We start from the raw sequence: 17,197 nt of genomic DNA on the forward strand, positions 1-17,197 counted from the left end.
GATTAGCCTGTCATTCCTGATTTGACTTATGCATTCAATTCATTAATCGCAGTGCGCTGAGATGATCTGATTTTGACAGAGAGCAGAAAAGTCACCCCTGCCGCGCCCAGCAGTAACAGACCGCTCAGTGCAAAAGTGCTGTGCCATCCCAGACTATCAAACACCAGGCCGCCTACCGTTGACCCGAGGGCTATCGATAGCTGGATCACGGCGACCATCAGCCCGCCGCCCGTCTCCGCATCCTCGGGCAGCGTCCGCGCAATCCATGTCCACCAGCCGGTGGGCGCCGCCGTCGCCAGCAGCCCCCACAGGCTTAACAGTACGGCGACCGATCCCGTGTGGTGTCCGGCCAGCAGAAGCGTTCCGGCAATTGCGGCCATTAACAACGGGATAGCCACCAGCGTCGGATAAAATCGGGCATTCAGAACGGTCGTAATAAGCAGCGTGCCGATAAAACCGGCGATACCCATTGTCAGCAATATCAGGGACAGACCAGAAGGACTGACCTGGGTCACCGTCTCCAGAAACGGTCGCACATAGGTAAATAAGGTAAACTGTCCCATAAAGAACAGTCCGCAGGCCAGCAATCCCAGGGATAGCGTAGAAAGACGGAACAGACGCAGCACCGATCCCTGCCGCTGTGGTGCGCGCGGACTTTTCATCGACGGCAGGCTAATGCATTGCCAGACGAAGGCCAGCACCGCAAGCGGGACAAGACATAAAAAGGCGCCGCGCCAGCCGACGGTGGCCCCCAGGTAGCTGCCCAGCGGCGCTGCCACAACGGTGGCCAGCGCGTTGCCGCCGTTAAAGATGGCCAGTGCGCGGGGGACCTGGCGTTGCGGCACCAGCCGAATGGCCGTTGCCGCCGACATCGACCAGAAGCCGCCGATGACGATCCCAATGAGCGCTCTGCCCAGCATATAAACCGGGAAACTGGACGCCAGGGCAATAATCACCCCAGAGGCTGCCATCAACGCCGTGAGCCCCAGCAGCAGCCATTTACGGTCCAGCGATCCGGTAAGACGGGATATCGTCAGGCTGGTCAGTACCGCCAGCGCGCCAGAAAGCGCAATGCCCTGACCGGCTAATCCCTCGGTAATGTGTAAATCACCCGCGATGGGTGTCAACAGACTGACCGGCATAAATTCTGAGGCAATGAGCACAAATACGCAGAGCGTCATCGCCAGGACGCCGCTCCAGTGTGCCCGGGTGTGACCTAATGCAGACATTATTTCTCTCCGACAAGACAAAGCCGCCCGCAGGCGCGTGGCGGCTTTGGGGATGTCTCCGGCACAGGAGATCTATTTCAGGTTGGTTTTAAAAAATTGCGCGAACGTCGCAAAGGGAATTTTGCCCGCGACGTTGTCATAGAGATCGACGTGGTTTGCGCCTGGGACAATCACCAGCGCTTTCTCTTTACTGCCGATGGCCTTAAAGGCATCTTCGGCAAAATAGCGTGAATGGGCTTTTTCGCCGGTCACGATAAGCGTCGGAATAGTCACTTCGCTGGCGTAACTCAGCAGCGGCATATTCATAAACGACAGCGGCATCGTCGCATTCCAGGCCCCGGTTGAATTAACCGAACGCGGATGGAAACCACGCGGCATACGGTAATAATCGAAGAACTCTTTCAGGACCGGGTTGGGGTTGGCGGGCAAGGTTTCCGGCAAAATACGATCGGCAGCGCTGACGTTGCCCTTATCATCAACATAAATGTCATGCCCACCGGGGACGAAGGTGCCGTTTGCCGCATCTTTCCAGCGCTGCACGTTCAGATAGCGCAGTACGGCGCGACGATCGGCAGTGGTATAGCGGTCTTTGCCATCGCCCACTCCATGCCCCATCGCGCGGCTCATGTCATACATGACGCTGGTCGCCACCGCTTTGACGCGGGTGTCCATCGCCGCGTCGTTCAGGGCCATACCGCCCCAGCCGCAAATGCCGAGCAAACCGATACGGTTGCGATCCACCTCTTTTTGCAGGCCCAGAAAGTCCACCGCGGCACTGAAATCCTCGGTATTGATATCCGGTGAGGCTACGTTGCGTGGGTAGCCACCGCTTTCGCCCGTATACGATGGGTCAAACGCCAGGGTGACAAACCCCTGTTCGGCCAGCGTCTGGGCATACAGGCCGCTGGACTGCTCTTTTACCGCGCCGAAGGGACCGCTCACGGCAATAGCTGCCAGTTTGCGTTCACCGCGATCCTTCGGCAGGTAGAGATCGCCAACTAAGGTTATCCCGTAGCGGTTCAGGAAGGTCACCTTACGGTGATCCACTTTCGAACTCTCAGCAAAAGTTTTGTCCCATTTTTCAATCATTGAAACAGGCGCATTCGGGTTAGTTGTCTCAGCAGAGCTCATCGTTGTGACTCCAGTTAATGAGGCGCAAAGCAGCATGGCGGGTATCGCGGCTGTCAGTTTTTTGGTGAAAACCGTCATCAAAATTCCCCTAAATAAACGTGATCAATGCAAGTCTTCAGTAGACAACGCTGCTGTGCTTTGTTGTCGTGCGCTTAGTGTAGCCAGCAGTAATGGTTCTGATTAGAGGCTGAAAAATGCTAAAATTAATACCATATAGTTCTAAATGGCATCTGGGTGACGAGGCAGGATAATGGCGAAACGGGAAAACTATAATGACCTTTATCTGTTTATGCAGGTGGTACGGGAAGGCAGTTTTACCGCCGCAGCGCAACGACTTGGCCTGGCGCAGTCCGGGGTAAGCCGTGCGGTTCGTGAACTTGAAGAACGCCTGGGCGTTCAGCTTCTGGTGCGTACCACCCGCCGGTTGTCGCTCACTCAGGCAGGTGAGCAGCTCTATCACAACGTCGAATCCGGTTTCGACGCCTTAGATATGGGGCTCGCCACGCTGGCCCACTATCGTCAGACGCCCTCCGGTACGGTACGCATCAATGCCAGCCAGCATGCCATTGATAAAGTCCTGCTGCCGAAGCTGGCAGTATTTAAACAACGCTATCCCGATATCAGACTGGAACTGATCAGCGAAAGCCGGTTTGTCGATATTATTGCGCAGCGATTTGATGCGGGCGTACGTCTGGGCCCGGAAGTCGGAAGCGGCATGATTGCGGTACGCATTTCGCCCGATATGGAGATGGCGGTGGTGGGTACACCGGAACATTTTCGCCGCTACGGCTTTCCACAAACGCCCGCCGATTTAGTCGCCCACCCCTGCATCGCTTATCAGTTCGGCGACGGCAGCCTTTACGCCTGGGAACTTAATGTGGATGGCAAAAAAATCACCCACCCGCCTCAGGGACAGTGGGCTTTCGCCGATAGCTATATGGAGGCCAAAGCGGCGAGGCTCGGTCTGGGGCTGGCCTATGTCCCGGAAGAGCTGATTACCGACGATCTAGCCCAGGGCACACTTATCCGGGTGCTCCAGCGTTATAGCCAGCGTCTGGAAGGATCATTTCTCTATTACCCGCACCGCAATGTGTCGCCCGCGCTGAGAGCAGTCATTGATACATTGCGAATGTAGCTGAGGTTGCCTGCAGGCAGCAGGCAACCGGTAGTGGCCGTTGACAGCTTCTGTACTCGGACCTGTCATTTAATTCCGATCGATGCAAACAGTAATGCCAGACGGAAATGAATTTATATAAATATTAATTTTGTGAGTTATGTACTTCATTATAAAGTTTAGAAGCAGCACCTCTGCGTAACAAGCTAAAAAAGCAAATAATCGTAAAGATGAAGGGGTAAATAGCCAAAACCCATGCCAGTTTTTGATTTTTAATGATATTATTTATAGTATCACTCAACGAACCACTTGAAAAGTTCTCACAAATCCTGTCAACCGAGCGCACACTTATCCCCGCTTTTTCTGAGAAAACCGTTTTATCGAAATCTTCACTTTCACACTGTTTTTTATCGAGCTTCCACTCAGTCCAGTTCAGGGGAAGGTAATTATTGGTCCAGATCGAACTCTCAGCAATATGATCATTAATCCAAACCCATGACTTGTCGTCGCCTAATCGTACTAGTGCGGATGGCTTCAATGCCAGCAACATAAAATTTGATAATAGCAGCATAGTTAACACACAAGAGAAAAATACACCAACATTAGCGATAAATAATGGTTTTATTGCCTTGAGCGTTGATATTTCAAACCATCCTTTCGCGGCTGTGACATGACGAATATCTATATTTTTCTTTTTCGTCCAGTTAATCAGTGACTTGATCTCTTCTTTATTTCTTGCGCCGACATTAAATAAAACATTAAAACGTTCAACATCATTTCTCTCATTGAAATATGCATTTATTTTACCGTCGTGAAACGTTTTCCCTCCCAGGCAGAACTCCCATAGCCGGTTCAATAAAGAATATGCGGATCCTGCCCGTTTCCAGATAAACACTCCTAATAAACCAAAAGTAACAAAAATTAACGCGCTATTTATCAGTCCATCAAAATTCCATATCGAAGAAATTAAACTTTCCATCTAGCCCCTCTTAATCATCCCGCTAATCGTATGCTCAGCAATCACACCACAGCATCATTACAAAATAAATATTTTTTAACTGCAACTTTTCTTATCCAGCGCACAAGGTTATTGCCGATATCTTCTTATACGCAGGCCACAACTATACGTCACGCTCTTCTGCTACTTGAGCCTTACATTCCACCTCAGTGCTGCTACGCTATCTCTGAGAAAATGGCGAAGGAGATATAATGAAAGTCCTCAATATCCTGATCCGTCGATGCGTGCTGATTGCCCGCTTTGAAGAGACCGTTTCGTTCTACGAAAATCTCATCGCGCAGAAGGCAAGGTTGCGTTTCGACTATCCCGAATACGATCTCAAACTGGCGCAGGTGGGTTCCGTGCTTTTAATTGGCGGAACCGAGCAAAGCCTGGCTCCTTTTCGCGCCACCGAGGCCACTTTCCTGGTCAACGACATTACCGCCTGGGAGAAACATCTGCCTTCCACCGGGGCAACGATTATCAACCCGGTGAAGGCCGTACCCACCGGCTGGAACATGCTGGTTCGGCATCCGGATGGCATGATTGCCGAATACGTTGAGCATCATGATAAAAACCCGGCGGATGAGATCTTCTGATGCTTCGCGACCAGATGGTAGAACCTGGCATCAGTCGGCCATACTGCCAGAAAAGTGAGACTTTCTACTGTGGCGCGAGAAGGAGAGCAGGAGAAACTGGCGCTGCAAGCCGCGCCAGCTCGGGGATCAGCGATGGTTGCCTGACATTATCAGGCAACCAGTACCGGTTAGTGCTTCACGATATACATGGTACGGCTGTAGGCCACATCTTCCGGGTTGGTGATCGGGTAGCCTTTCAGCCACGGCTTAATCAATCGGCCGTTAGTGTACTGGTAGATCGGCGCGATCGGCGCTTTGACCATAATGATCTTCTCCGCCGCGTTGTAATCGTCGTTACGCGCTTTGGCCGAATTCTCCACCGCCGCCTGGGCGAGGATTTTATCGTACGCCGGATCGTTAAAGCGCGAGATATTTCCGCTGTGGGTGGAGGTCAGTAGCGACAGGAAGGTGGACGGCTCGTTGTAATCCCCCACCCACGAGGCGCGGATCACGTCGAAATTGCCGGTGTTACGGCTGTCGATATAGGTTTTCCACTCCTGGTTCTGCAGCTTCACTTCCACGCCGAGGTTTTTCTTCCACATCGACGCCACCGCGATGGCAATTTTCTGGTGGTTCTCAGAGGTGTTATACAGCAGCGTCAGCTTCAGCGGACGATTCGGGCCATAGCCAGCGGCAGCCAGCAGGGCTTTCGCCTGGGCATTAAGCTCAGCCTGACTCATGCTCTCAAACTGTGACGGCTGGGGGGTGAAGCCCGCCGTCACGTCCGGCGTGAAGCGCCAGGCCGGTTTTTCCCCGGTCCCCAATACTTTCTCCGCCATCACCCGGCGATCGATGGTCATGCTCAGCGCCAGGCGTACCCGCTCATCCGCCGTCGGCCCCTTTTGGGTATTGAAAGCGTAATAGTAGGTACCCAGCTGCGGCGGGGTATACACCTGCCCCGGAATATCCTTCAGCAGTTTCTGGTACATATTTTTCGGGAAAGACTCGGTGATATCGATATCCCCTGCAAGATAGCGCTTGGTGGCGGCGGACTCCTGGTTAATCGGCACAAAGGTGACCTGCTGGATCACCGTTTTGGCGTTATCCCAGTAGTGCGTGTTCGGCACCACCACCAGCTTCTCATTGACCACACGGTCTTTCAGAACATAGGCGCCGTTGCCCACCAGGCTGCCGGGCCGCGTCCAGTTCGCCCCGCTGTCGACATTCGCCTTTTGCACCGGATAGAAGGCAAAGCTGGCGGTCAGGTTGCTAAACCACGGCAGTGGTTTATCCAGCTGCACCCGCAGGGTGTGGGCGTCGACGGCGGTGACTCCCAGGGTCTCCGGCGCGGCTTTGCCGTCAATAATGTTCTGCGCGTTAGCGATCCCCGCCAGCGCCGCGAACCAGGCGAACGGCGAAGTGGTTTTCGGATCCACCAGACGCTGCCAGCTATAGACGAAATCTTCGGCGGTAACCGGCGTGCCGTCGGACCAGCGGGCATTATCACGCAGGGTAAAGGTCCAGACGCGGTTATCGTTGCTCTGCCAGCGGGTCGCTACGCCTGGAACCAGGTTGCCTTTCGCATCCTGATTGACTAAACCTTCAAACAGATCGCGGATCACCTGGATTTCCGGCAGGCCCACCGCTTTGGCGGGATCTAACGAGGCGGGTTCATCTTTGATATGGCGCACTAACAGCTGTTTTTCCGCCAGTACCGTGCCCGGCGGTACGTCAGCCGCCCAGGCCAGAGAAGATACGCTGGCTAACCACAGCGCGCCGCATGTCAAAGCGACAGGATACTTCATAAGATCCCCTTTAAAATGAAAAAAATACCGCCAACAGAGCGATAATTATTTGTTTCATCACCTGAAATTGCAAACGACATATGATAGAAAATTGATGTGCCGTCGGATTTCACGCCTCAGGGAATGGGTTTGATCCCGATACGCTTTTCGCCAACACTAAATAATAACGACACACAGGAAGCCCTATGTCTATTTCACGTCCTCGCCCGCAGCGCGGCGACTTTCCGCCGGGAACCCGGCAGTATGGCAGCTCGGAACTGGGCGCGCCGCTGCTGTGGTTTCCTGCGCCGCAGGCCGACAGCCGTAGCGGGCTGATTATTGCCGGTACCCACGGTGATGAGAATTCGTCGATTGTGACCCTCTCCTGCGCCCTGCGCACCCTGAAACCCGAGCTGCGCCGCCACCACGTGGTGCTGACGGTCAATCCTGACGGCTGTCAGCTCGGGCTGCGCGCCAATGCCCGCGGCGTTGACCTCAACCGTAACTTTCCGGCAGCCAACTGGAAGCAAGGGGAAACGGTTTACCGCTGGAATAGCGCGGCGGCGGAGCGCGACGTGGTGCTGTTGACCGGCGAGCAGCCGGGTTCGGAACGGGAGACCGAGGCCCTGTGTCAGTTGATCCATCAGATTCATCCGGCGTGGGTGGTCTCCTTTCACGATCCGCTGGCCTGCATCGAAGATCCGGGCCACAGCCCGCTGGGTCGCTGGCTGGCCGACGCCTTCTCCCTGCCGCTGGTGGGCAGCGTGGGCTACGACACGCCGGGCTCCTTTGGCAGCTGGTGCGCCGATATCGGACTCCCCTGCATCACCGCCGAGTTCCCGCCGGTCTCCGCCGACGAGGCAACGGAGCGTTACCTGCCGGCGATGACCGATCTGCTGCGCTGGCAGGCTTAAAGATGAAGCACGCCGGTGCTGAACAGCAGCGCCGGCTCAACGTCCACCGCCAGCCATGTCGGGCCGTCGAGGTCAGCGAAGCGCGCCAGCGGCGCCAGAGGGAGCGCGGCGGCGATCCCGCGCGAGGTGCAGAGCATACAGCCCAGCATCCGTTCAAATCCCTGCCGTTCCGCCTCCCCGGCCAGAGCCAGCGCTTCGGTCAGGCCGCCCGTTTTATCCAGTTTGATATTGACCATCTCATAGCGCCCGCGCAGCCGCGGCAGGCTCTCCCGGGTGTGGCAGCTCTCGTCGGCGCAAATCGGCAGCGGATGAACGAAGTTTTCCAGCGCCGAGTCGTCGTCGGCGGGGAGCGGCTGCTCAAGCATCGCCACACCGAGGTCCGCCAGCAGCTGACAGCGCGCCGCCAGCCCCTCGCTGTGCCAGGACTCATTGGCGTCAACAATCAGCGTAGCCTCCGGCGCCGCCTGGCGGATAGCGATTAGCCGCTCGCTGATCAGTCGATCGTCGAGCTTCACCTTCAACAGCTGGGCCCCTGCCTGCCACAGCGCCGCGGCGCTGGCCGCCATCTGATCCGGCGTGCCAATGACCACCGTCTGGGCGGTAATCACCCGGTCAGGCAACACCACGCCCAACAGCTGGGCCAAGGTTTTGCCTTCGCGCCGGGCCTGCAGATCCCATAGCGCGCAGTCAATGGCATTGCGGGCGGCGCCTGCCGGCAGCAGCCGCTGCAGCTGTTCGCGGGTAAGCCCCGCCTCCAGTTGCTCGCCGATCGCTATCACCTGGGCCATGACCGAGGCGATGCTCTCGCCATAGCGGGGATAGGGTGTGCATTCGCCTACCCCTTTCACGCCGTCCTCTTCCAGTTCCACTACCACCACTTTTGCCTCGCTGCGGCTACCGCGGGCGATCACAAAAGGGGTATGGAGCGGCCAGGCTTCCTCATACACTCGCACGTTACGCATTCCCTTGTCCTCTCTGGTAAATGTTAAATAGGGTTTGCCGTGTAGCTGGCGGATGTCATACACTACTCGCGACGTTAACTATATGTAAACAGGAAGATAACCATGTCACAAACCGTGCATTTCCAGGGCAACCCCGTTTCTGTTCAGGGCACCATTCCGCAGGCAGGCGCTAAAGCGCAGCCGTTTACGCTGGTCGCCAAAGATCTCTCTGACGTCGCGCTGAGCCAGTACGCCGGCAAACGTAAAGTACTGAATATTTTCCCGAGCATTGATACCGGCGTGTGTGCCGCATCAGTGCGTAAATTCAACCAGCTGGCCGCTGAACTGGACAACACCGTAGTGCTGTGCATTTCCGCTGACCTGCCGTTCGCCCAGTCCCGCTTCTGCGGCGCGGAAGGCCTGAGCAATGTGGTCACCCTGTCCACGCTGCGCGGCGCGTCCTTCCTCGCTGACTACGGCGTCGCCATCGCCACCGGTCCGCTGGCTGGCCTGGCTGCGCGTGCGGTGGTCGTAATCGATGAAAACGATCAGGTCGTCTACAGCCAGCTGGTGAACGAAATCACCGAAGAGCCGGACTACGACGCCGCGCTGGCCGCCCTGAAAGCCTGATAACAGATTGCCCGGGCGCATCGCGCTCGCGGACATTCGAGCTGCCCAGCCCCCGCTCTGCGGGGGCTTTTTATTGCCGCGGCGCATAGCGGGAGATAGCCCGCGCCATCGCCGGGCCGGTCAGCAAAATGGTAAACAGCCGCAGCGTCTGTAGCGCCATAATAAACGACATGTCCGCCCGGGTGCCGGCGGCGATAATCGCCACCGTGTCCAGCCCGCCGGGGCTGGTGGCCAGATAGGCGGTCATAAAGTCCATCTGCAGAATGTGGGTCAGGGCAAGGGCCATCAGGGCGCACATCAGGATCAGTCCGATGATGGAGGCGATAATCTGCGGCAGCGTCTTGAGGGCCAGCAGAAAAATGGCTTTATTAAACTGGAGCCCCACCGTCCAGCCCAGCACCGCATAGGCCATCGCCAGCAGCCACTCCGGCAGCTCCAGCATCAGCCAGCCGCCGCCCTGGGCCAGCGCGCCAAGCAGCATCGGCAGCAGCATGGCCCCGGAGGGGATGCGCAGCCGCATGCCCAGCCAACAGGCCACCGCCGTCAGCAGCAGCGTGAAAGGGAAATTCAGGGTCAACGATGGAAACCAGACAATATCCTGAGTCATCTCCTGTGCTTCATTGCCCAGGGCATAGCGCACCACCAGCGCCGCCGCGCCGACGACAAACAGCACCCGCAGATACTGCATCAGCGCCACCAGCCGCACATCGGCCCCGTACTCCTGGGCCATCACCACCATTGCCGACGCGCCGCCGGGAGAGCTTCCCCAGGCGCCAGTGGCGCCCGGCAGCGCGCTGTAGCGGACCAGCAGCCAGCCGGTAAGGCCGCTTATCGCCAGGGTGGTCAACAGGATCGCCAGCACCAGCGCCCAGTTGTTGAACAGCACGCCAAAAACAGAGGGATTAATCGCCCGGGCGATCATGCAGCCGACAATGGCCTGCGCCGCCAGATAACAGGGGCGAGGGATGCTCAACTTCACCCCGCGCAGGCTCAAAATGAGACCGGCGATCAGCGGCCCCAGCAGCAGCGCTGCCGGCAGGTGTATTCGTAACAGCAGCGAGGAAAAGAGAACAGAGAGCAGCAGCAATATCAGCCAGTGCCCGATCGCGCGACGCGACGCCAAGATGCACCACCCCGGAAAAAGGATTAAAAAACCAGTATATACAGGTTTGGCCCGCTTTGCAGGCCGGGATGCCGGCGACGTGAGTCGCCGGCCTGGCGGGATTATTCGTCGCCCTTTTTCTGACTCAGACCATATTCACGCAGTTTATTGGCGATGGCGGTATGCGACACCCCCAGCCGCTTCGCCAGCTTACGGGTGCTGGGGTAGCTGCGATAGAGCTGGGTCAGCACCGAGCGCTCAAAGCGGCGGGTGATGTCGTCCAGCGACCCTTCCATGGCCTCCTCGCCCACCGGCAGCGAGGCGACGTCATGGTCCGGCAGCAGAATGTCCTGTGGACGCAGCTCAAATCCTTCCAGCTGGGTCAGTGCGCGATAGACGGCATTCTTCAGCTGGCGGACGTTGCCGGGCCAGCTGTAGCGGGTAAGCACCGTACTGAGATCGGCAGAGAGCTTCGGCCGCGGGATCCCCTGCTCGTCGGCAAAGCGGGCCACGAACAGCTCCGTCAGCGGCATGATGTCCTGCGGGCAATCGCGCAGCGGCGGCAGATACAGCGTCAGGACGTTGAGGCGATAGTAGAGATCTTCGCGGAAAAGCCCTTTCTGCACCAGCTCGATCAGGTTTTTCTGCGTCGCGCAGATCACCCGCACATCGACGTGCACTTCATGATCCTCGCCAACGCGGCGGAAGGTGCCGTCGTTGAGAAAGCGCAGCAGCTTAGTCTGCATCCGCGGCGACATCTCACCAATTTCATCCAGCAGCACCGAGCCGCCGTTGGCCTGCTCGAAGAAGCCCTTCTTGCCCTGCAGCGCGTCGCCAAACAGCTCGCTCTCGACCGCGTCCTCGGGAATGGAGCCGCAGTTGAGCGCCAGATAGGGTTTGCCCGCCCGCGGACTGGCCAGATGGCAGGCATGGGCCAGCAGATCTTTACCGGTGCCGGTGTCGCCGACAATCAGCAGCGGCGCGCTGAGCATCGCCAGCTTGCGCGCTTGCTCCACCACGTGGCGCATTTTCGGCCCCACCGCGAGGATCTGACTGAAGGCGCTGGTATCCTGGCTGGTCATGGTCTGCAGCTGGCGTCCCATGCGCACGGTTGAGCGCAACATCGCCACGGCGCCGGTCAGCACTCGCTCGTTATGCTCGCCTTCCAGATAGACCGGAGTCACTTCCAGCAGGTAGTTCTGCCCATTCACCACCACATGCTCCGCATGCGTCTCCTGCGGGCTGCTCTCCAGCCAGCGCTGAACGTTAAAATCGGCGATCAGCTGGGCCACCGGGTGGTTACGCAGCTTCGCCTGGCTTTGGCCAAACAGCAGGCAGCTGGCGGGGTTCGCCAGTTCCACCCGACCTTTGGTATCCAGCGACAGCACCGGCTCCGGCATCGCTACCAGCAGCGCGCTGAGCGCCAGGTGTTCACGTTCAGACGGCATCCACGGCACGGTGCGCACGTCCGTCACGCCGGCGATACGGCGGATCTCAGCCATCAGGCTGCTGAACGTGGCGAATTCCAGTTCGGCGAAATTGAGGTAAATTCGGCCAATAGGGTCAATATCGATACCGCGCAGGTCAATACCACGCAGCACCAGCAAATCGAGCAATTCACGAGTCAGACCGAGACGGTCTTCACAAAAGACTTCAAGACGCATGGGAGTGTTCACCCTAAAAGTGCCAATGACGGGAGAATAATAGGCCAGGAATGGGTTTTCGGGAAGCTAACTGTCAACAATTATTGACAGTGTGGCGGAAAAATGGGCGCTGTGGCGTAAAGTCAGACGGTCAGTGGTTAAATCACCGGCCAGGCGGCCGGTGAGTCTTGGGTCAGGCGTGGAAAGCAGGCAGCCACTGACGGTTCTCAGCGATCACCTCATCCAACGCCAGTTCGAGCTTCTCGCCGCTGACGATCAGCGGATTCAGCATCAGAGCACGCCATGCGGTGTGGCGGTTGCCGGTGAGCGCGGCCTCGATAGTCAGCCGTTCAAATGATTTCATCAGCTGCAGCAAACGCAGGGTATCTTCCGGGAACGGCGCCACATTGAGAGGTAGCGGACCAGAAGCGGTAATCAGCGAGCTGACCTCTACCGCGCAGTCATCCGGCAGGCCATTGATGGCGCCGTTATTACGCGTATTGACGTGCATGATAATCCGCTTGTCGTTGTAGATGGCATTCATCAGCTCGCAGGCCGCCTCGGAATAGTACTGGCCGCCGCGCCCTTCCAGCGCCTTCGGTTTGACTGCCAGGTGCGGGTCGCGGTACTGGTCAAACAAGATTTTTTCCAGCTGCTTAACCACTTCCCCGCGGGTTCCTTCGCCGCCCGCCTCCGCCAGCTCCTGGCGCAGCAGATCGTCTTTCATGTAGTAATAACGCAGATAGGCGCAGGGGATCATGCCTAATCCCTGCAGCAGATGCGACGGCCAACGGAACGGCGGAATGTTGCGCGGCACCAGCGGATCCCGACCGGCGTTGATCTCGGCTATCACCTCCGGCAGCCATTCTTTACCTTTGTGCAGGATCTGGCGCACGAAGATAAAGTGGTTCAGGCCGGCGACCTGCATCACCACCTCTTTTTCGTCAGCGCATTGCAGCAGAGTGGTTATCCCTTTTTGCATAATCACCGGCACGTTACACAGGCCGACGGCTTTGATGCGGCTGTGGCGCAGGATCGCTTCGGTCACCATCCCCGACGGGTTGGTAAAGTTCAGCAGCCAGGCGTCGGGACACAGTCGCTCCATATCGGCAGCGATCTCCAGGGCGATGGGAATGGTGCGGCAGGCGTTGGCGAAGCCGCCGAGGCCATTGGTCTCCTGGCCGATCAAGCCATACTTGAGGGAGATACGTTCATCGCTGATCCGGGCGTCAAGGCAGCCGGCGCGAAACTGCGAGCAGACGAAATCGGCATCGCGCAGCGCGCTTTCCCGGTCAAGGGTGGCCACCACTTCAATAGTCAGCCCGGCTTTGGCGATCATTCGCCGCGCCAGTCCGGCGATAATCTCGACTTTCTCTTTGCCCTCTTCAATGTCCACCAGCCATAGCGAAGCGACCGGCATTTCGTGATAGCGGTTGAGCAAACCTTCAATCAGTTCCGGGGTGTAGCTGGAGCCACCGCCGATCACCACAATTTTGAGTCCTGACATGGTATACCTCGGTTTAGTTACGATATAACTATTTAAAACCGGCAAAACTGGCCTAACAAACGAATTAAATCGGCCTATGCATGAACTCAATTAATGCATAAGGGAGACAATCTGTGCTTGAGCAACAAAGCATCCTTGCGCTGCTGCAGACCTTTGAGGTGACCGCCCGCCACCTGAGCTTTACCCTTGCCGCGCATGAAATGAACCTTACCCAGGGAGCGGTCAGCCATCGGATCCGCAGGCTGGAGATGCACATCGGGTTTCGCCTGTTTATCCGCATGACGCGTAAACTGGCGCTGACAGAGGAAGGTAAGCGGCTGCTGGCGACGTTAAGCCATTCGCTGCGGGCGATTAACGATGAAATTGAGGATATTCGCGATCAGGATCTGCGCGGCACGCTGCATATTGGTATTGCGCCGACGCTGGCCCATCTGTGGCTGATGCCGCGTCTGCCGCGCTTTCAGGCGCAATGGCCGGGACTGAATCTGCGGTTTCGCGTGCGCGCCGGGGTGATGGATTTTAACGAGGAGCGGGTGGATCTGGCAATTTACTACGGCGCCACGCGCTACCCCGATCTTTATCAACAGCGGCTGATGGCGGAAAGTTTGCTCCCGGTCTGCTCCCCGCGTTATCGCCAGCAGTATCGTCCGCTAAGCGGCGGCGACCCGGCGGCGCTCGTCTGGATCCATGCGTGCGAATCCACCGACGTACAGGATCAATTTGCGGAATGGCGCCTGTGGTGCCAGCACAGCGGACAGGCGTTACCTTTTGAAGGCCGGTATTACGCGGTGAATAACCACTCGCTGGCCATCGAGATGGCGCTCAATGGACTCGGCGTGGTGATGGGGCGTAAAACGCTGATCCAGCCGCTGCTCGACGCCGGCAGGCTGGTGGCCTTGTCTGAAAATGAAGCGCCCTCACCCTTTGGCTATGACCTGATTTGTCCGCAGGAGAACCGTTCCCGCCCGCGCTTTCGCGCCTTCAGCGAGTGGCTGGCGGCGGAATGCGCCTAATCGAATATTGCCAGGGTGCGCGTGCCAGAGCTTGACTTCGAAGGCCGGGCAAGGCGAAGCCGCCGCCCGGCGATGTCTCTGAGCGGAGGTTACTTCTCCGGGCGGGTTTTGCTTTTCTGCAGGGTGTCTTTCAACTGCCCAATCAGCTCGCGACGAAAATCGCCGAGTCGCGGTTTATCATCGGCGATCCACGGCAGCGGGCGGCACAGCTCCATCGCCTTGATCCCGAGACGGGCGGTCAGCAGACCGGCGCCAATGCCCTGCGCGGCGCGCGCCGACAGCCGGGCCGCCAGATCCTGCGACATCCAGTCCATCCCCACCTCGCGCACCAGTTCGCTGGCGCCAGCGAAAGCGATATTGAGCAACACCAGGCGAAACAGTCGCAGACGGCTGTAATACCCGAGCTCAATGCCGTACAACGTGGCAATTCGGTTGATCAGCCGCAGGTTCCGCCAGGCGATAAACGCCATATCCACCAGCGCCAGCGGGCTGACGGCAATCATCAGCGTCGACTCCGCCGCCGAACGGCTGATTTCCCGCCGCGCCTGGGCATCGAGCACCGGCTGCACCAGCTGCGCATAAAGGCTCACCACTTCGCGATCGCTTTGCGTTTCGTGGATCGCGGCATACCAGCGCTGCAGCGCCGGATGCGACTGATCCAGCCCGGCCTGCTGCGCCAGCTTCTCACAAAACGCTTTCGCTTTACCGACCGCGTGACTGTGCAGCATATCGCGCGCTTCATCGCGTTCGTGGGCGCGCTGGCGCAGTCGCCACAGACGGCGCCACTCGGTGGCTACAGATCCGACGCCGGCTCCGACGATCAGCGCCCCGGCGACGCAGCCGCCCAGCGCAATCCAGTCCTGGGTCTGCCAGGCGTTAGCCGTCCATTGCACGCCTTGCGCCACGACGCTGACGCCGAAGATCGCCAGTCCGGCGCTGACCATCCGCCGCCACAGGCTGCGTTTGGGTCGCAGGACCGACTCCACCACCGCTTCCGCCGCCCCCTCTTCCTCTTCGCCGGTCACCAGCCGCGCTGGCGCGAAGTTGTCCGCCTCCAGGGTGTCGAAGGCGCGAGCGCCTTTCAGCGGCGGAATTTTCTCCGCTTGCAGCGGCCCATCAAAATCAATCCGCGGTTTTAACGGTTCGCTCATCGCAGTTTATCTCCAATCAAAAATTCCAGCGCCGCGTCGAGACGAATGTGCGGCAAAGGCCGATCGACATCCATGACCTGCGGACGAAAGTTTTCAAACTGAAATCCCTGCTGCTGCCAGAAGGCCTGGCCCGGCAGGCGCGCCGGCACCTCTCCGGGATAGATGGTCAACGGCTGGCCGTCGCTCAGGCGATTGCCGCGCAGGGCGGGAATTTTCTCGCCATTCACCTCAATCAGCCCGCTCTGGGTCGCCTGAATAGACGCCAGCCCCAGGCAATCCATACTGATCCCTTCAAAGGCGGCGTTCTGCCACGCGTCCTGAATCAGTTGCTGCAGGAGCGACACCATATTGCTGTGCTGATCGATCGTGACGTGATCGGCTTTGGTAGCGGCAAACAGCAGCTTGTCGATAACCGGCGAAAACAACCGGCGGAACAAGGTGCGCTGCCCGTAATGGAAACTTTGCATCAGCTGGGTCAGCGCCAGGCGCATATCGTTAAACGCCTGCGGCCCGCTGTTGAGCGGCTGCAGACAGTCCACCAGCACAATCTGCCGGTCGAAGCGCAGGAAGTGCTCTTTGTAGAACCCCTTCACCACCCTTTCGCAATAGTATTTGTAGCGTTCGCGCAGCATGCCGGCGTTGCTGTGTTTATCGGCCTGCGCCAGCTTGGCTTCGCCGACGGCGTCGACGTCGGGCCACGGGAAAAACTGCAGCGCCGGCGCGCCCGCCATTTCTCCGGGCAGGACAAAGCGCCCGGGTTGGATAAAGTGCAGCCCTTCACGCTTACAGGCGTGGAGATAGTCCGTCCAGGCGGCAGCGATATCCGCCAGCCGAGCCTCGTCGGCAGGGGCTAGCGGATCCAGCCCGGCGCACAGCTGCCGCCAGCGGGCCGACCACTCCGCACGCTGTCCCTGCAGGAGCCCGGTCATCTGTCGCGACCAGCTCAGATAATCCTGCGCCAGCATCGGCAGGTCGAGCAGCCACTCGCCCGGATAGTCGACAATCTCCAGATACAGCGTGGAGGTATCTTTAAAATGGCGCAGCAGGGAGTCATTCGAACGGTAGCGCAGCGCGAGACGGATCTCGCTCACCCCGCGCGTCGGGGTTGGCCACATGGGGGGCTGGCCGTACAGCTGGGCCAGCCCTTCGTCGTAGGTGAATCGGGGAATGCCAAAGTCCCGCTGCGGCACGCGCTTGACGCCGAGCAGCCGCTCTTCGCGTGCGGCGCTCAGCAGCGGCAGGCGGGCGCCGGTGTGGATATTCAACAGCTGGTTGACCAGCGCGGTGATAAACGCCGTTTTACCGCTCCGGCTCAGGCCGGTCACCGCCAGACGTAAATGCCGGTCAACCCCGCGGTTGACCAGCGCATTCAATTCAGTTTTCAGTCGCTTCATCGCCAGTCCGTTATGCCCTGAAGGTATGTCTCGTCATCATAAGCGATCTGCCGGGGATAAGCAGGACAA

16 protein-coding genes are annotated in these 17,197 nt (G+C 58.4%); 5 read left to right on the top strand and 11 right to left on the bottom strand.

Annotated elements, in window-relative coordinates; translation table 11 throughout:
- Positions 1-26 precede the first annotated feature (26 nt).
- Positions 27-1,229 (bottom strand): MFS transporter, encoded by a 1,203-nt coding sequence (locus tag IB144_RS14940; protein ID WP_004179500.1) that lies wholly within the window; start codon positions 1,227-1,229, stop codon positions 27-29.
- A 72-nt stretch (positions 1,230-1,301) separates the two neighbouring features.
- Positions 1,302-2,438: an alpha/beta hydrolase gene (locus tag IB144_RS14945; protein WP_004888562.1), complete on the bottom strand. Its 1,137-nt coding sequence runs from the start codon at positions 2,436-2,438 to the stop codon at positions 1,302-1,304.
- Positions 2,439-2,610: 172 nt separating this feature from the next.
- On the opposite strand from IB144_RS14945, the gene IB144_RS14950 reads away from it, so the two are divergent.
- The gene (locus IB144_RS14950; protein ID WP_004152138.1) at positions 2,611-3,495 is read left to right on the top strand and encodes a LysR family transcriptional regulator; all 885 of its coding nucleotides are present in this window, start codon (positions 2,611-2,613) and stop codon (positions 3,493-3,495) included.
- A gap of 124 nt (positions 3,496-3,619) precedes the next feature.
- Here IB144_RS14950 and IB144_RS14955 read toward each other — a convergent pair whose 3' ends face one another.
- Positions 3,620-4,453 carry a DUF6216 family protein gene (locus IB144_RS14955; protein WP_004888565.1) on the bottom strand — a complete coding sequence of 278 codons (834 nt, stop codon included), beginning with the start codon at positions 4,451-4,453 and terminating at the stop codon, positions 3,620-3,622.
- 230 nt (positions 4,454-4,683) lie between these two features.
- On the opposite strand from IB144_RS14955, the gene IB144_RS14960 reads away from it, so the two are divergent.
- A complete protein-coding gene (locus IB144_RS14960) occupies positions 4,684-5,070 on the top strand; it encodes a glyoxalase/bleomycin resistance/dioxygenase family protein (protein ID WP_004140226.1) in 387 nt (128 codons plus the stop codon).
- A gap of 167 nt (positions 5,071-5,237) precedes the next feature.
- Here the strand turns inward: IB144_RS14960 and IB144_RS14965 are convergent, their stop codons facing one another.
- Both IB144_RS14965 and IB144_RS14970 read right to left on the bottom strand, forming a co-directional pair.
- On the bottom strand, positions 5,238-6,854 hold the full coding sequence (locus IB144_RS14965) for a peptide ABC transporter substrate-binding protein (RefSeq protein WP_004176446.1): 1,617 nt from the start codon (positions 6,852-6,854) through the stop codon (positions 5,238-5,240).
- Entirely contained in the window at positions 6,851-6,967 is a 117-nt protein-coding gene (locus IB144_RS14970; RefSeq protein WP_004148146.1) for a hypothetical protein, read from the bottom strand. The genes IB144_RS14965 and IB144_RS14970 overlap by 4 nt, the downstream gene beginning before the upstream one ends.
- A 72-nt stretch (positions 6,968-7,039) precedes the next feature.
- On the opposite strand from IB144_RS14970, the gene mpaA reads away from it, so the two are divergent.
- A complete protein-coding gene (gene mpaA, locus IB144_RS14975; protein ID WP_004152134.1) occupies positions 7,040-7,747 on the top strand; it encodes a murein tripeptide amidase MpaA in 708 nt (235 codons plus the stop codon).
- On the opposite strand, the gene ycjG is transcribed toward mpaA, so the two are convergent.
- A complete protein-coding gene (gene ycjG, locus IB144_RS14980) occupies positions 7,744-8,709 on the bottom strand; it encodes an L-Ala-D/L-Glu epimerase (protein WP_020324890.1) in 966 nt (321 codons plus the stop codon). The two genes, mpaA and ycjG, sit on opposite strands and share 4 nt — an antisense overlap.
- Positions 8,710-8,811: 102 nt before the next feature.
- Here ycjG and tpx point away from each other — a divergent pair, with 102 nt between their 5' ends.
- Positions 8,812-9,318, top strand: a complete 507-nt coding sequence (gene tpx / locus IB144_RS14985) for a thiol peroxidase (RefSeq protein ID WP_004152131.1) — start codon at positions 8,812-8,814, stop codon at positions 9,316-9,318.
- A 70-nt stretch (positions 9,319-9,388) separates the two neighbouring features.
- Here the strand turns inward: tpx and IB144_RS14990 are convergent, their stop codons facing one another.
- The 3 genes from IB144_RS14990 to IB144_RS15000 all read right to left on the bottom strand — a co-directional run bounded on the left by IB144_RS14990 (position 9,389) and on the right by IB144_RS15000 (position 13,570).
- Positions 9,389-10,441, bottom strand: coding sequence for an AbrB family transcriptional regulator (locus IB144_RS14990; RefSeq protein ID WP_004183734.1), 1,053 nt, complete (start codon positions 10,439-10,441; stop codon positions 9,389-9,391).
- A gap of 101 nt (positions 10,442-10,542) precedes the next feature.
- The gene (gene tyrR / locus IB144_RS14995) at positions 10,543-12,084 is read right to left on the bottom strand and encodes a transcriptional regulator TyrR (RefSeq protein ID WP_002901979.1); all 1,542 of its coding nucleotides are present in this window, start codon (positions 12,082-12,084) and stop codon (positions 10,543-10,545) included.
- 172 nt (positions 12,085-12,256) lie between these two features.
- Positions 12,257-13,570, bottom strand: a complete 1,314-nt coding sequence (locus IB144_RS15000; RefSeq protein WP_002901977.1) for a 6-phospho-beta-glucosidase — start codon at positions 13,568-13,570, stop codon at positions 12,257-12,259.
- Positions 13,571-13,728: 158 nt separating this feature from the next.
- Between IB144_RS15000 and IB144_RS15005 the strand changes: the two genes are divergently transcribed.
- On the top strand, positions 13,729-14,583 hold the full coding sequence (locus tag IB144_RS15005) for a LysR substrate-binding domain-containing protein (protein WP_031281228.1): 855 nt from the start codon (positions 13,729-13,731) through the stop codon (positions 14,581-14,583).
- A gap of 89 nt (positions 14,584-14,672) precedes the next feature.
- Here the strand turns inward: IB144_RS15005 and IB144_RS15010 are convergent, their stop codons facing one another.
- Positions 14,673-15,734, bottom strand: a complete 1,062-nt coding sequence (locus IB144_RS15010) for a YcjF family protein (protein ID WP_020324878.1) — start codon at positions 15,732-15,734, stop codon at positions 14,673-14,675.
- The gene (locus IB144_RS15015; RefSeq protein ID WP_002901917.1) at positions 15,731-17,128 is read right to left on the bottom strand and encodes a YcjX family protein; all 1,398 of its coding nucleotides are present in this window, start codon (positions 17,126-17,128) and stop codon (positions 15,731-15,733) included. Before IB144_RS15015 ends, IB144_RS15010 begins: the two co-directional genes overlap by 4 nt.
- Between the last annotated feature and the right edge of the window lie 69 nt (positions 17,129-17,197).

The organism is Klebsiella sp. K4 (assembly GCF_014596785.2).
Lineage (GTDB): Bacteria > Pseudomonadota > Gammaproteobacteria > Enterobacterales > Enterobacteriaceae > Klebsiella > Klebsiella pneumoniae.

What these genes read in the sequence shown, in the direction of transcription:
- IB144_RS14965 (WP_004176446.1), bottom strand. Translation starts at nt 6,854, where the DNA reads ATGAAGTATCCTGTCGCTTTGACATGCGGCGCGCTGTGGTTAGCCAGC.
- mpaA (WP_004152134.1), top strand. Translation starts at nt 7,040, where the DNA reads ATGTCTATTTCACGTCCTCGCCCGCAGCGCGGCGACTTTCCGCCGGGA.
- IB144_RS14960 (WP_004140226.1), top strand. Translation starts at nt 4,684, where the DNA reads ATGAAAGTCCTCAATATCCTGATCCGTCGATGCGTGCTGATTGCCCGC.
- IB144_RS15010 (WP_020324878.1), bottom strand. Translation starts at nt 15,734, where the DNA reads ATGAGCGAACCGTTAAAACCGCGGATTGATTTTGATGGGCCGCTGCAA.
- IB144_RS14940 (WP_004179500.1), bottom strand. Translation starts at nt 1,229, where the DNA reads ATGTCTGCATTAGGTCACACCCGGGCACACTGGAGCGGCGTCCTGGCG.
- IB144_RS15015 (WP_002901917.1), bottom strand. Translation starts at nt 17,128, where the DNA reads ATGAAGCGACTGAAAACTGAATTGAATGCGCTGGTCAACCGCGGGGTT.
- IB144_RS14950 (WP_004152138.1), top strand. Translation starts at nt 2,611, where the DNA reads ATGGCGAAACGGGAAAACTATAATGACCTTTATCTGTTTATGCAGGTG.
- IB144_RS14945 (WP_004888562.1), bottom strand. Translation starts at nt 2,438, where the DNA reads ATGACGGTTTTCACCAAAAAACTGACAGCCGCGATACCCGCCATGCTG.
- tpx (WP_004152131.1), top strand. Translation starts at nt 8,812, where the DNA reads ATGTCACAAACCGTGCATTTCCAGGGCAACCCCGTTTCTGTTCAGGGC.
- ycjG (WP_020324890.1), bottom strand. Translation starts at nt 8,709, where the DNA reads ATGCGTAACGTGCGAGTGTATGAGGAAGCCTGGCCGCTCCATACCCCT.
- IB144_RS15000 (WP_002901977.1), bottom strand. Translation starts at nt 13,570, where the DNA reads ATGTCAGGACTCAAAATTGTGGTGATCGGCGGTGGCTCCAGCTACACC.
- tyrR (WP_002901979.1), bottom strand. Translation starts at nt 12,084, where the DNA reads ATGCGTCTTGAAGTCTTTTGTGAAGACCGTCTCGGTCTGACTCGTGAA.
- IB144_RS14955 (WP_004888565.1), bottom strand. Translation starts at nt 4,453, where the DNA reads ATGGAAAGTTTAATTTCTTCGATATGGAATTTTGATGGACTGATAAAT.